The organism is Pseudoxanthomonas sp. 97-1-1 (assembly GCF_057773125.1).
This window is the reverse complement of record NZ_JBYMTJ010000003.1, coordinates 88768-101583: the sequence shown is the minus strand read 5'-3', so window position 1 is coordinate 101583 and position 12816 is coordinate 88768. Positions and strand designations below refer to the sequence as shown.

General features: G+C 60.5%; 12 protein-coding genes. 3 read left to right on the top strand and 9 right to left on the bottom strand.

Translation table 11 applies throughout. From position 1 onward, the window contains the following. Positions 1-4 precede the first annotated feature (4 nt). The 6 genes from AC3DET_RS12320 to AC3DET_RS12295 all read right to left on the bottom strand — a co-directional run bounded on the left by AC3DET_RS12320 (position 5) and on the right by AC3DET_RS12295 (position 6106). Positions 5-571 carry a hypothetical protein gene (locus tag AC3DET_RS12320; RefSeq protein ID WP_488391803.1) on the bottom strand — a complete coding sequence of 189 codons (567 nt, stop codon included), beginning with the start codon at positions 569-571 and terminating at the stop codon, positions 5-7. A 209-nt stretch (positions 572-780) separates the two neighbouring features. Beyond that, positions 781-2202 carry an HlyD family type I secretion periplasmic adaptor subunit gene (locus AC3DET_RS12315; protein WP_488391802.1) on the bottom strand — a complete coding sequence of 474 codons (1422 nt, stop codon included), beginning with the start codon at positions 2200-2202 and terminating at the stop codon, positions 781-783. Further along, positions 2199-4373, bottom strand: coding sequence for a type I secretion system permease/ATPase (locus tag AC3DET_RS12310; RefSeq protein WP_488391801.1), 2175 nt, complete (start codon positions 4371-4373; stop codon positions 2199-2201). Before AC3DET_RS12310 ends, AC3DET_RS12315 begins: the two co-directional genes overlap by 4 nt. Positions 4374-4663: 290 nt before the next feature. Beyond that, positions 4664-5308, bottom strand: coding sequence for a hypothetical protein (locus AC3DET_RS12305; RefSeq protein WP_488391800.1), 645 nt, complete (start codon positions 5306-5308; stop codon positions 4664-4666). Beyond that, on the bottom strand, positions 5308-5661 hold the full coding sequence (locus tag AC3DET_RS12300) for a hypothetical protein (protein ID WP_488391799.1): 354 nt from the start codon (positions 5659-5661) through the stop codon (positions 5308-5310). The genes AC3DET_RS12305 and AC3DET_RS12300 overlap by 1 nt, the downstream gene beginning before the upstream one ends. A 43-nt stretch (positions 5662-5704) precedes the next feature. Beyond that, a complete protein-coding gene (locus AC3DET_RS12295) occupies positions 5705-6106 on the bottom strand; it encodes a hypothetical protein (protein WP_488391798.1) in 402 nt (133 codons plus the stop codon). 75 nt (positions 6107-6181) lie between these two features. On the opposite strand from AC3DET_RS12295, the gene AC3DET_RS12290 reads away from it, so the two are divergent. Further along, positions 6182-6430: a helix-turn-helix domain-containing protein gene (locus AC3DET_RS12290; RefSeq protein ID WP_488391797.1), complete on the top strand. Its 249-nt coding sequence runs from the start codon at positions 6182-6184 to the stop codon at positions 6428-6430. 56 nt (positions 6431-6486) lie between these two features. Here the strand turns inward: AC3DET_RS12290 and AC3DET_RS12285 are convergent, their stop codons facing one another. The 3 genes from AC3DET_RS12285 to AC3DET_RS12275 form a co-directional block, all read right to left on the bottom strand. Beyond that, positions 6487-6954 carry a JAB domain-containing protein gene (locus tag AC3DET_RS12285; protein WP_488391796.1) on the bottom strand — a complete coding sequence of 156 codons (468 nt, stop codon included), beginning with the start codon at positions 6952-6954 and terminating at the stop codon, positions 6487-6489. Positions 6955-6995: 41 nt separating this feature from the next. After that, positions 6996-7949, bottom strand: a complete 954-nt coding sequence (locus AC3DET_RS12280; protein WP_488391795.1) for a DUF932 domain-containing protein — start codon at positions 7947-7949, stop codon at positions 6996-6998. Between the two features lie 86 nt (positions 7950-8035). After that, a complete protein-coding gene (locus AC3DET_RS12275) occupies positions 8036-8158 on the bottom strand; it encodes a hypothetical protein (RefSeq protein ID WP_488391794.1) in 123 nt (40 codons plus the stop codon). Between the two features lie 720 nt (positions 8159-8878). Between AC3DET_RS12275 and AC3DET_RS12270 the strand changes: the two genes are divergently transcribed. Both AC3DET_RS12270 and AC3DET_RS12265 read left to right on the top strand, forming a co-directional pair. Beyond that, positions 8879-11476, top strand: a complete 2598-nt coding sequence (locus AC3DET_RS12270; protein WP_488391793.1) for a tellurite resistance TerB family protein — start codon at positions 8879-8881, stop codon at positions 11474-11476. After that, entirely contained in the window at positions 11473-12813 is a 1341-nt protein-coding gene (locus AC3DET_RS12265; protein ID WP_488391792.1) for an ATP-binding protein, read from the top strand. The genes AC3DET_RS12270 and AC3DET_RS12265 overlap by 4 nt, the downstream gene beginning before the upstream one ends. Positions 12814-12816: the final 3 nt, after the last annotated feature.

Sequence of the window (12816 nt, the reverse complement as noted above, 5' to 3'; positions counted from 1 at the left end):
ATCGTCAGTGTCCATTGCAAAGGTGCATGTACCACGTTGCGTCCAGCTTCTTGTATACGCACTCTCCGGTTTTCCAATCCGAAGGGAAGCGATCCAGTGAGTCAACGATTCTCGAGGCGCTATTACCCCACCGCAGTTGCCCATTCACTACGCGCGGCTCGACAGGGAAGTTCCTGTATCCTTTCCACACGAGAGAGTGAGAAATTGTCAATCTTTCGTACTTTCTGCGCGGATACGGCGTCAGCTTTAGAACCCCATACCTGTCGATGTATTTGTATGAATCTTGGCTGCTTGAGTAGTCTTCTGCTCTCCTCCAGCCATTCATCTCAAGAACGCGCACTGGAATTGAGGGCGTGCTTCCGTCTGCAATTACTTGGTATATCCCAGCCTTCGCCAGCAGCTCCGCAGTGCCGGGCTGACTTCCCCATAAGTACTGGGACTTCCCATCCGGCTCTTCAAAATCTCTGTATCTTCGAGCAATTTCGTTGAACTCTTTCTCATGCTTCCAGAACCGATCAGCCATCTCGCCGTCCGATGGAAGGCCGGTGCGAACAAAGACCAGCAGATACATGCCTAGTGCCGCGACTGCCGACAGTAGCAGCGCACCTATGATGTATTTTTTTCTCACTTCCCAGTCTCCGTTACTCATAGCGAGCGGCGCTTTTGCCTCAACTTGTATTTCACGCAAGTCATGCGCTACAGAAGTATGTTTCGCTAGTCATTCCTTGGGCCAGGCAGTGCTTGGGGTTCTTTTCGACCACCACCATTGACACGGACCTGTCACCTTTCACGTAACGCCTCATTGCTGTGCTGTTTCAACGGGCTTAGCAAATAGTCAATCAGTCGCCGTTTTCCGGTCTTTATTTCAACGCTGAGACTCATTCCTGGTGTCAGCGCTACGCTCACGCCGTCGACCATCAGGCTGGCGTTCGTCAAACGCAGTCGTGCAGGGAAGACCAAGCCAAAATTCTCGTCTTGGGCCGCATCATGAGACACCGTCTCAACCACGCCCTCGAGGTAGCCGTAACGCGTGTAGGGAAAGCTCTCCACCTTGATCGTGGCCCGTTGACCCGGTCGAATGAAGCCGATGTCCTTGTTCAGAAGGGTGGCTTCCACCTCAAGGGATTCCTCGCTGGGCACCACGGCCATGAGTGCCTGTGCAGGCGTAACTACCCCGCCCACGGTATGCACAGTCAACTGCTGCACGTTGCCGTCCACGGGCGCGCGCAACTGCATCAGCCTGTCTCGCTGTTGTGTTTTGGCGACCTGAGGCCGGTACTGCCCCACCTGCTCACGTGCTTGGCGAAGACCTTCGAACATTTGTTGGCGCGTATCAGCCTCCAGCACCTGTAGTTCCTCACGCGCTCCGGCGAGTGCCGAACCTGTCTCCAACAAGGTCGCTCGCTGTGCCGTCAGCGAGCGCTCCATCTCGACCATCTCCTGCTTGCGCGCCAGGAATTCGTGCCGACTGACGTACTGTCCACCCAACAGCTTCTCCAAGTCAGCCACGCGTTCTTTTGAGATCGCCAGGCTTTGCTCCATCGGTGAAATCTGGGAGCGCACCGTGTTCTCCTGTGCCTGACGCTGGGCGATGCTTGCTTGTAAGCTCTGTCGCCTCGCCTGGTACTCCGCCAACTCGCTCGCTGCCAGCAACCACTCAGCACGCACACGATCATTTGGAAGACCCGGCTCCTCAGGAGCACCGGGAAGAAGACCCGAGTCGAGCGCCTTTGTCATTGCCTCAAAGCGAAGCGCAGCCAAGCGGGCATTGACCAGAGCGTCGCCCGCCTGCTCGAAATCTGCTCCGGTCGCGGTTGCATCCAGCTCGACCAGCACATCGCCCTTCCGTACCGCCTGTCCATCCCGTACCAAGATGCGGCGCACCACCGCGGTTTCGGCGGTCTGGATGACCTTTGTACGAGAGTTGACGACGGTCTTGCCAGAGGCGACCGCGACGATGTCCAGCTTTCCAAAGATCGACCAAAGCAGAGCCACACAGAACAAGGCCATGATGATCCGCATCGTCCAGCGCGCTGCTGGCGATGCCGGGCTCTCGACCAGCTCCAGCTGTGCGGGCAGAAAGGCTAGTTCGTCCTCCGACCGCTTCGGTGGGTCCAGTTGTGCCCGCACCTTCCATGCCGCTGAGAATGCCTGGCCATAACGGGCCAGGAACTCATAGGCCGCACCCAGGATGTGTTTCATGCGACACCTTGCTGGAGCTTGTAGAGGTGCGCGTACTGGCCACCCGGGCGGTCCACCAGATCTTCGTGACGGCCTGACTCCACAATCTTGCCTTTGTCTACAACGACGATCCGGTTGGCCATCCTCACGGTAGAGAGACGGTGGGCGATGATGAGAACCGTGCGCCCTTGGCAGATGGCCCGCATGTTCTGCATGACGGCATGCTCGGACTCGTAGTCGAGCGCACTGGTGGCTTCGTCGAAGATCAGGATGCGAGGATTGGTAACCAGGGCGCGGGCAATGGCGATGCGCTGGCGCTGCCCACCCGAAAGCCCCGCCCCGTTGTCGCCCACCTTGGTGTCGTAGCCTTCCGGCAGCTGTGTAATGAAATCGTGCGCACCAGCCAGTTGCGCGGCGTGGATGACCCTCTCCAGCGCCATGCCTGGATCACCCAAGGCGATGTTCTCGCGGATGCTCCGGTTGAACAGGAAGTTCTCCTGAAGCACCACCCCCAACTGCCGGCGCAGCCACGCTGGATCGGCCAGCGCCAGATCATGGCCATCGATCAGGACGCGCCCGCGCTCGGGCACATAGAGGCGCTGCACCAGCTTGGTCAGCGTGCTCTTGCCCGAACCTGAGCGCCCCACGATGCCGATGACCTCCCCCGGCGCGATATCCAGGTCGATGCCCGCCAAGACCTCTGCCGTATCCGGCCGGTATCGAAAACCGACGCCCTCAAATGTGACGCGCCCCTGGATCGCCGGCAGCGTCATGCGGCTACCGGGTACTTCGGTCCGGGTATTGAGGATGTCGCCCAAGCGCTGGACCGAGATTCCGACCTGCTGGAAGTCCTGCCAGAGCTGGGCCAGCCGCAGGATGGGCGCGGCAACCTGGCCGGAGAGCATGTTGAAGGCGATCAACTGGCCAACCGACAGATCCCCTTGGATGACCAAGCGGGCGCCAAAGAACAGGATGGCGACGCCTACCAACTTCTGCACCAGCTGGATGCCCTGCTGGCCCACGTTGGCCAGGCGTGCCACCTTGAACCCGGCACCCACGTAGCCCGCCAACTGCGCATCCCACGTGCGGGTCATACGCGGGTCTACGGCAGTGGCCTTGACCGTACCTATTCCGTTGATGGTCTCGACCAGGAAGGACTGGTTCTCGGCTCCCCGAGCGAACTTCTCGTCCAGGCGCTTTCTCAGCACCGGAGTAATGGCCGCCGACCACAGTGCGTACACGGGAAGGGACAGCACGACGATCAGGGTCAGCCAGAAGCTGTAGTAGAACATCACCGCCAGGAACACGCCGGTAAACAGAAGGTCCAGTACCGAGGTCAATGCTTGCCCGGTCAGGAAGTTTCGAATGTTCTCGAGCTCACGAACACGGGCTACCGTCTCGCCTACCCGGCGTGATTCGAAGTAGGCCAGCGGCAGGCTAAGGATGTGACGGAATAGCCGGGCCCCCAGCTCGACATCGATCTTGCTGGTGGTGTGAGAAAAGACATAGGTCCGCAGCCCGTTAAGAGTCACGTCGAAGACAGCGATCGCCACCAAGCCGATCGCAATGACTTCCAGTGTCGTCAGGCTCTGATGGACAAGCACCTTGTCCATGACAACCTGGAAGAACAGTGGCGTTATCAAAGCGAACAACTGGATGAACAAGGAAACGATGAAGACTTCGAGCAGGATCCGCCGGTACTTCACCACAGCGGGTACAAACCAGCGGAAATCGAACTTGGCAAGTTCGCCCAACACTGAAGCACGGGAGGCGACCAGCAGCAGTTCACCGGCGTAACGTTCGCCGAACTGATCACGCGATAGCACTTGCGGCCGTTGCAGGTTCAGATCCTGGATCAGAATTTGCTGATCGCTAGCTTTGGCAACAATGAAGTGCTGGCCATCAGGCTGATAGGCCATCGCTGGTAGTGAGACCTTGTCCAGGCGCTCTGCGGGGACCTTGGAGATTTTGGCCTTGAGACCCAAACGCTTGGCTGCGAGCAGGAGGCCTGTTTGGTCGGGCGGCTCATCTCCCAGACCATATTCGTGCTTCAAGTGAGCGACATCGGCGGCGATGCCGTGATACTGGGCAAGCAGCACCAGCCCCGCGAGCGCCAAGTCGACGCGCCGATGGCCTTCGTCGTCGGACGCTGGCTCGTCGACAAGAACAAGCGGGCTGCTTCCTTGAGCCATTACGGATTCCCCGAACCCTAAAAAGGCGCTTTCCTTACGCTCTCTGACTGAATCAGCTACCTGAGCGAACCTAGGGATACTGCTCGATCCCTGCGCTCCGTACATTACGTGGAGCTCACGCGGTACATCGTGATTTCTATCACGCTGTTATGTCAACGGTCTTCGCGGCATGCGACGCTAGTAAACGCACTTCCGTATATGTATTTACTTTTGCAATAGATAGCCATCCGCAAAAAAGAGAGAAGCCAACAGTCAGGGAGGGGGCTTACGCCCCCTCCCTTTGATCACACCTAGCAGTTGGCCATTCCGTACTCCACCCACTGGCAGTTCCGCTCCCGCCATGCCTGCATCGTTTGAGAGACGTGCCCCAATACGTTGCCTTGCTGGTCGATGCAGACGATCCCACACGTCATGCCTCCATGCAGGACATCGACGTTCCTGATCACAGTGGTGTGCGCCTTCAGATAGGCCTCATCCACTACCTCTCCATCAGCCAGTTCGCACTCGGCGTGTTCTGGGTAGAAGAGACAGCTTGCCGGATAGATCGGGTAGCCATTGGCGCTCACCTTCGTGGGTACGCCAACCAAGCGCCCAGGACTACCGCTCTGGGTAGCGGCCTTCACCTCCAGTAGATGAGCCTGGTACTCAGGTCCGTCAGGAGGAAACCCAGCAGGAACCTCAACCTGAGGTCCTACACCCGCTGACACCACCACCCTAGGCGCTGCCTGAGCAGGGTTGGCGGCCTCCTTAGTCACCGCGGATATGGCAGGCGCCACCGGTTCGCCGATGATGACCGTTTGCTCCGTGGACGGACTTTCCCGCTGCTCCTTAATCGGCACTCCCAGGCTTGCCGACAGTTGCTCACAGCCCGTAAGCACGAGGAGAGCCGAAGTAATGCAGAGCCTCTGAAGGAGGCCGATCCCCCTCGTTCGCATCAGCCCTGATCCCCGCTCGGCAGGTTGGGGGCGACCTTTTCCTGTATGACCTGGATCTGGCGAGCCTTGATCTGGCCGGACAGCAGTGGACTGATCACCATGTACGCCAGGATGGCCAATGCCGACAACCAAGCCTCGATAGCAAGGGTCCAGAAGAAGAGGAAGACGTGCAGCCCCCAGAAGAGGATCGGCGAAAGGATGCCAATGGCCTTGCGCAGTTTGATCCGGTTGACCACCACGTTGTTCTGGAAGTACGGGAGCGGGAAGCGGCCGTTCTTGAGGCTCAGATAGGCCCGCAGACTTACGGGGATGATGAAGAAGACCAGCGCAAGGCTGTAGATGAAAACGCCCATGTGTTTGCTACTCCTTTGAAGTGTGAAAGGTGAAGGGGCTGTGTCAGAAGCCCATGGCATAGCCGAGGATCGGGTTGAGCATCTTGGTCTGGTACTCAACCAAGACCTCGCCGTCGGCCTGATCGGTGTCGACCCGATAAGTGAAGTCCACGGATCGCTCGAGATCGTGGTAGGTGTAGGTGACGCGGGCATCGCATTGATAGCTGTCGACGTCTTCGTCGTAGGCCTGCGTGCGGATGTTGGAGATCTCGTAGGTGTCCAGGATCCCCATGAACTCCTCAGGCGTTCCCCGCTGGGTCTGAGGGGCGTACTTCTCCACTTCTGTCTCGATGGCTTGATCGAGGATGGAAAGCGTGTCCGCGTCACCGCAGTCTGGCGTGCCTCCTGCACACCCGGTCAAGAGGGCGGATGCCAGCGACAGACCAGCAAATATTGCTTTTTTCATGTCATTCCCCTGATTCGTTGACTCTCAAAGATTACCAATATATTGTGAAGACCGGCTAGCGCCAGCCACCTACGGTTGTCTCCCCCTTTCGGGAGAGCCGGGTTGGAGCCAGAGGTCGCACTGGGCAAAGTCTTGCGAGCGCTTCGCAAGCGGGTAGGGCTGTCTCAGGAGCAGTTGGCATTGGAAGCTGACCTCCAGCGCAACTACATCTCGCTCCTCGAGCGCGGCCTCAACTCAGCAAGCATAAAGACGCTTTTCAAGCTCGCCGCTGTCTTGAGAACAAGTCCATCTCAAATGCTGGCCCAAGCGGAAGAGCTTCTCTGAAGATGAGCCCGGCCCTGAAGCCGGGCTCTATGCTGCGCACCGAGCGGATCTCGACGCTAGATCCACCCCCGGGCCGCCATCGAGACCGCTCTATCAGCCGTTACCACGAAGTGGTCCAGCAGTCGAACCTCCACCATGCCCAAGGCACTCTTGAGCTGGGCCGTGACTGCCCGGTCTGCCGCTGAGGGTTCGGCGTGACCACTGGGGTGGTTGTGGGCCAGCACGACGGCCGCCGCATTCAGCGCCAGCGCGCGCTGGACCACCACGCGCGAATACACCTGTGCTCCGTCCACCGAACCGGAGAACATGCGCTCCACAGCGATGAGGCGGTGGCGGCTATCGAGGAACGCTACCTCGAAGTGCTCCCTTATCTCGCCGCCCAGTCGCAACCGGAAAAACGATTCGCACGCGGATACTTCCCCGAACGATTGGCCGGGACTCCCGGCCCGTCGTTCGAGAATCCGCAACGCACGTGCAATTGCCCGGTCCTCCCGCCTTCGGCTGGCTTCCTCCGGCAGGCCCATTCCGGCATCGGTGAGTGAGCTTGTTGCTGCTCTAGCCGCCGTCATGCCGCCCACCTCGTCACCTCCTCCCACGCGCGCTGTTTGATCCGGGCACCTTCCCCGAACCAGGCCGCATCCCGGCGATGGTCATCGCTCCGGGCCCGCCGATGGTGGTCGACGTACTCGGTGATGCCGTTTAGCAGCCCCCACGCCGTGCCCCGGCTGGATGCCAGCTGAGATCCCCGGCCTCCTCCCTCGATCAGCGCGCGCACGTTGGCTACCGCATGCTCGTTGACCACGGGGGCGGCATTGGGAACGGCGTACGTCAGGATGCGACGAAGCAGGGCCTCGGCCGAATCCGGATCTACAGGCCGTTCGCACAGTGCCTTCATCCGCTCAACGAAGCCGTCCCAGACCGAGACGGTGATCCCAAGCTGGCGCTTGACCCGCTCCGGATCGAACTGGCTGCGGTGCGGCACCTTGATGGCACCCTCCCCTTGGCCCACGGCAATCGCCAACGTGTTGTTGCAGACCACTCGAACCGAGGTGAACTGGGCGGTGGTGGCCAGCGTTCCGTCGCAGGCGGTGGCCAATAGCAGGTAGCCATTCACCCGGTCCCGGCCACGAAGCGTGGCGCTCTGCCCAGTACGGGCCAGTGCCCAGAACTTTCGACCTTCCCGCAGAACCCCGGCCGTCTCCAGCTCTAAGCCGTTGGTGGCGGTCAGGTCCCGGTAGAACTCCAGAATCTCGCCCGGCTGGACGACCCGGAACCGCTTGGAGACCACGGCCAGCGGCTTCTTGGTGTCGGAGCGGTACAGGACCTTGTTCTGGGGGAAGGCATTGATGGTTCCGATGTTGTGGCTGCCGGTGACATACCGGACCTCGGATTCTTCGATCTGCCAGTCCATGCCGGCTTGCTGCTTCCAGACCTCGATCGGCTGATGCCGGGCGAGCTTGTTGCCTACGCCGTGCCAGGGTTTCTGGCCGACGTAAGCCATGGTTTCAACCAAGTGCATTGTCGTTTCCTTGTAAGTGGACGGCATAAACACACAAGGCCCGGACGAGCCGGGCCTTGTGAGGGATGCCAGTAGAAGGGAATGGATCAGGGATCGAGGAAATCACCGCAGTTGCCGCAGGTGGCTGCCGCCGTGCATTTGACGATGCCGGCCAACACGGCCGTGGCTACGACCATGATGCAGTAGATCAGCTCGACCTTGTTTTTCATCATTGCGAACGTCTCTGGTGAGCACTTCGTTGCGGAGTGCTAGACGCGAAGCCAGTACGCACTGGGTTCACCGCAGTGATATAGGTTTGAAATTCCTTTTAATCCCTTTTTTCAAGGCGCGCACCCAACACGCCTTGCCGACATGTCGGCGCGGGACAGATTTCCAGTCTCCTGCGGCTTCTGGGATGCCAGGGCTAGTTTCGTTGTCCAACCCAACCAAGGCGAGCCGGGTGTAAAGTAATAAGGGGGAGATTTCCGGCTAAGGGATAGCAGGAGCCGATGATGGGGCGTCGCAAGGGGAACGGGGGCGGTATAGGCGCGTTGTTGCTGGGCGCCTTGGTGATCCTTTTATTGATCCCCAAAGAGGTCTGGATCGCGCTCTTCTGGGCTGCTGTAGTGGCCCTCCTCGGTTGGGTGGGCTGGCGCCTGTTTCGCAACTGGCAGTCTACCCAACAGACCTCGGTGCTGCCCCCTCCGCCGGAGGACACGGGTAAGACCCTAGCGGAAATCCTTGGGGAGTCATCGGGAAGTAACCCCCCGGCAACACGCCGCGCGGGTGGGCCCGCCCCCGTCCCGAAGGTCTCTGCTCCTCCTCCCTTACCCTCAACGCCCGCGATCACGCCGCCACCGCTCAAGCCGCAAGCCACGGCCGGTGCGCGCGAACCGGCCCCAGTCCGGACGACTCCTCCGCTTGGTGATTGGGCTGACAATCGGAACGCGGTGGCCGCAGCCAACCGTGTGCGCACAGACGAACTGCGCGCCAAGATTGCCGCGAGTGAAGCAAATCACAAGTCCCGGACGACTCAGCCTCCTGTAGCAGAATTCGCACAGTCGCCCGCCGTTGACGATCCAGCGCTGGATGCTGCACCCAGCGTGAGCTTGCAGCAAACACCCTGGGAGATTGAACGAGATCATGTTGCCAGCGAAAATCGCCAACGCGCCGAGAAGCTGCGAGCGAAGTTTCCAGATGTCCGCATCGTGTCGGAGGAATCAGTAAGACCTTCGCCCGCGCCCAAGCCGGACGAAGGCGCCCGAAAGGCGTTGGAGCCAGCCGGCTTTGTTCCGCCGGTGGCGCAGGCACCTTCCCCTCCTCCCCTGCCCTCAAGAACAGTTGAGCCGCCACCGATCAGAAGCCGGGTCACGAACCCTGTCGCTCCAGCCGCAGTTCCTTCCAGCCGTCCTGTTCCTGTGCAAGATCCCGTCCCGGTCCGCACGACCTCACCGTTGCGTGCACTGGTCGATCTGGCCAGCCCCATCCGGCAGCCGGCGCCGCCACGCTGGGTACCTTTTGGCGAGACGATCTCCATTCGCGGGCAAGAAATTGCTGGCGGCGGCTTCTACCTCGGTACACCGCGAAGCTATCAAGACAGCCGCTTGGCCGCGATTGATCCGACCCTACCCTTCTCGGGACAGGCAGATTGGCGAGGCGAAGGATTGGGTTACTGGCCAAGGTACGCCGGACTCAATGATCGCGAGCGCGGTACCTTCCTAGCATTTCTGAACTCAGAGCGCCGAGCAGCTACCGTCGGTATCGGCTACGTGTTCTTGTACTTCTATGGTCTGGAGTATCGTTTGCTGCGTGGACTAGCCGCCGGCGAAGATGGTAGAGCAGAGGGCCTGCGAATCTTGGACGAAGTGGCGCGGCTGCAACAGCACTATGGCAGTCACAGCTCCTTCGGCCCCTACAGCCAAAGACTCTTGACACTGGGACGCTTCAAGTTGGGGGTGCCGGATGAGGTCACCTACCCGAATAGCGGCTGGAGCCTGACCCAGCACATCAAAGCAGCCCGAATGGTCGCCCGCCACGAAGCATTGAGTGCGGATCTTGCTTTCGCTTGGGCTCAAGCATTAACCGATGAGGCACGGTCCACTACGTGGGATGTGGTTCGGCCGGAAATCAAAACCCGCTTTTGCCAACTGTATGCCCAGCGCTTCGGTGAGGGGCTGGTCATCAAGCCTGGACGCTCCAGACTCACCCTAAGTTATCGCTGGGCAGGTCCAGAACTGGGGACAGAGACAATCCAGACCGACCTGCCCGATATCACCCGTAGCCAAGCCCCGATCCGTCCTCTCGTCGCGCTCGTTCAACAGGCCATGGGTGAATTGGAGGCCCTGCGCCGGGTACGGCGTAGCAAGAACGGCACGCCGATGGCCGAACTGGCGGCCATGCCCCATGCACTACGTGGCAGCCAGGTTCCCGCCACGTTCCGCGCCTTGGCTTCAGAACTGGACGGCTTACTGGCAGATCAACCGGTTGCCTCCCTCGCCACTTCGCGACTGATCGCTGGTTGCGGCATGGACGTATCCGAGCGGCTGGGTAAGCGGGAAGCGACGTCCCTCATCCAAGCGTTGGAAGCCTTGGGTTTTGCTATGGAGCCGGATGTGCGATTTCACGGGCATCCACCCGCGCTCGAAGGACAAGTGATGTTGTTCCGCCTGCCGGAACATGCTGCGCGCACCCCCAGTGCAGCCTACGCGGCCGCACTATTGATGCTTCAAGCAGCCGTGGCCGTGGCCGGACAGGGCAGCGAGATCATTCAGTCCGAACTTGATGTGGCGGTAGCGGCCATCGAGCGTCAGTTCGCGCTGCCGGAGAGTGAACGACGACGCATCGAGGCCCATCTGCGGTGGCTGCAGCTCAACCCCATCACGTTGGCGCGTCTTGAGAATCGGGTGCGTCTGCTACCGGCATCCGAGCGCGAAGCTTTCGCGGGCGTGCTCCTGGAGATCGCGGCTGCTGATGGTCATGTCACCCCTGCCGAGGTGCGTGTGATCGAGCGCTTCTACCGGGCACTGGAGCTGGATCCTTCTCGGGTGCCAGCTGATCTCCATCATGCCAGCGTCGGCGGTCGTCCCAAGGCCAGCACAGGCGCTACGCTCAATGCCGATGTGATTGCCCAGAAGCTGGCCGAAACCGGCCGAGTGCAGTCGGTGCTGGCGCAGATCTTCAATGAAGCTGAAACATCGGCGGCCGCGAGTGGACCGTCGCCCACAACGCCGGTGGCTCATACAGCAAGTCCTGCGCCTACCCCGTCCCAGCCGCAGGAGCTGTCGATCCCGGGCCTGGACGCAGAACACATGGCGCTTCTGCAGCGCTTGTTGGACGCGCCCGAAGACCAATGGTCCAGAAGTGACTTCGAAGCTGCCTGCGAGAGCTTGGATCTGTTGCCCGACGGCGCTGCGGAGATGCTCAACGAAGCTGCCTTCTCGGTCGCAGGCGAGCCACTGTTGGACGGAGACGATCCGATGTACCTGAACGACTATGCGCGCGAGCAAATCGTGCAAATCCTGACCGATGAGAAGAAGCCAAGCCCATGACAACCGCCGCCCGAATCCCACCCCGCGACCGCGATGCCGTACTTCAGGCACTACGCGCCGGCGTAGTGCCGCGCCGCGGCCTGCAATACATCCAGGTTGGTCGCGCTCGCGAAGTCGAGGCGTTGATCAAGGATATCGATCGCATCAATGCTGCGGGCAGTGCAATTCGCTTTGTAATCGGTGACTTTGGCGCGGGCAAGACCTTCTTCCTGAGCCTGATACGCGCCGTGGCCCTTGAGAAGGGATTGATCACCATGACCGCGGACCTGAACCCCGATCGCCGCTTGTACGGCAGTGGCGGCCAGGCCCGGTCCCTGTACAGCGAACTCACCCGCAACATCGCCACGCGGACCAAGCCTGAAGGCGGCGCAATGGCCAGCGTCGTGGAGCGTTTCATTACCACGGCACTGCAGCAGTCCAAGAGCACCGGCGAGTCGGTGGAATCGGTCATCCAGCAGCGTCTTCAGTCGCTGACCGAGTTGGTAGGTGGCTACGATTTCGCCCAGGTCATTGAGTGCTACTGGCGCGGTCACGATCAAGGCAACGAGCAGCTCAAGGCCGATGCGGTCCGATGGCTGCGCGGAGAGTTCAACACCAAAACCGATGCGCGCCAGGCCCTAGGTGTGCGCACCATCATCGAAGACGATCAGGTCTACGACGGAATCAAGCTGCTTGCCCGGTTCATCCGACTGGCCGGCTATGGCGGCCTGCTCGTCTGCCTGGATGAGCTGGTAAACCTCTATAAGTTGCCCCACGCCACCGCCCGCAATACTAACTATGAGCAGATCCTACGCATCCTCAACGACACGCTGCAGGGCAGCAGTGAGGGCGTGGGGTTCGTCTTTGGCGGTACGCCGGAGACCCTGTTGGACGCCCGTCGCGGCCTATACAGCTATCAAGCCCTGCAGTCCCGGCTGTCTGAGAATGCCTTTGCCGCACAGCAGGGGCTACAGGATTTCGGTGGCCCGGTGATCCGGCTGGCCAACCTGACACCGGAAGACCTCTACGTGCTGCTGACCAAGCTGCGGCATCTGCATGCCAGCGGGGATGCTGCCCAGTACGCCCTGCCCGATGCCGCCTTGCCGGCGTTCCTGACCCACTGCAACCAGCGTATCGGCGCGGCGTACTTCCAGACCCCGCGCAATACGGTACGTGCGTTCCTGGACCTGTTGAGCGTGCTGGAACAACACGCTGATCTGGACTGGAACCATCTGATCGAGGAGTTGGAGGTCGGTCTGGAGACCAATACAGATCGCGATACCGAGGACGAGGGCGCAAGCCCTGGCCAGGCACGGGCTACCGATCCTGACGATGAGCTCTCATCGTTCCGGCTCTGAGCC

What these genes read in the sequence shown, in the direction of transcription:
- AC3DET_RS12320 (WP_488391803.1), bottom strand. Translation starts at nt 571, where the DNA reads ATGTATCTGCTGGTCTTTGTTCGCACCGGCCTTCCATCGGACGGCGAG.
- AC3DET_RS12315 (WP_488391802.1), bottom strand. Translation starts at nt 2,202, where the DNA reads ATGAAACACATCCTGGGTGCGGCCTATGAGTTCCTGGCCCGTTATGGC.
- AC3DET_RS12310 (WP_488391801.1), bottom strand. Translation starts at nt 4,373, where the DNA reads ATGGCTCAAGGAAGCAGCCCGCTTGTTCTTGTCGACGAGCCAGCGTCC.
- AC3DET_RS12305 (WP_488391800.1), bottom strand. Translation starts at nt 5,308, where the DNA reads ATGCGAACGAGGGGGATCGGCCTCCTTCAGAGGCTCTGCATTACTTCG.
- AC3DET_RS12300 (WP_488391799.1), bottom strand. Translation starts at nt 5,661, where the DNA reads ATGGGCGTTTTCATCTACAGCCTTGCGCTGGTCTTCTTCATCATCCCC.
- AC3DET_RS12295 (WP_488391798.1), bottom strand. Translation starts at nt 6,106, where the DNA reads ATGAAAAAAGCAATATTTGCTGGTCTGTCGCTGGCATCCGCCCTCTTG.
- AC3DET_RS12285 (WP_488391796.1), bottom strand. Translation starts at nt 6,954, where the DNA reads ATGGGCCTGCCGGAGGAAGCCAGCCGAAGGCGGGAGGACCGGGCAATT.
- AC3DET_RS12280 (WP_488391795.1), bottom strand. Translation starts at nt 7,949, where the DNA reads ATGCACTTGGTTGAAACCATGGCTTACGTCGGCCAGAAACCCTGGCAC.
- AC3DET_RS12275 (WP_488391794.1), bottom strand. Translation starts at nt 8,158, where the DNA reads ATGAAAAACAAGGTCGAGCTGATCTACTGCATCATGGTCGTAGCCACG.
- AC3DET_RS12265 (WP_488391792.1), top strand. Translation starts at nt 11,473, where the DNA reads ATGACAACCGCCGCCCGAATCCCACCCCGCGACCGCGATGCCGTACTT.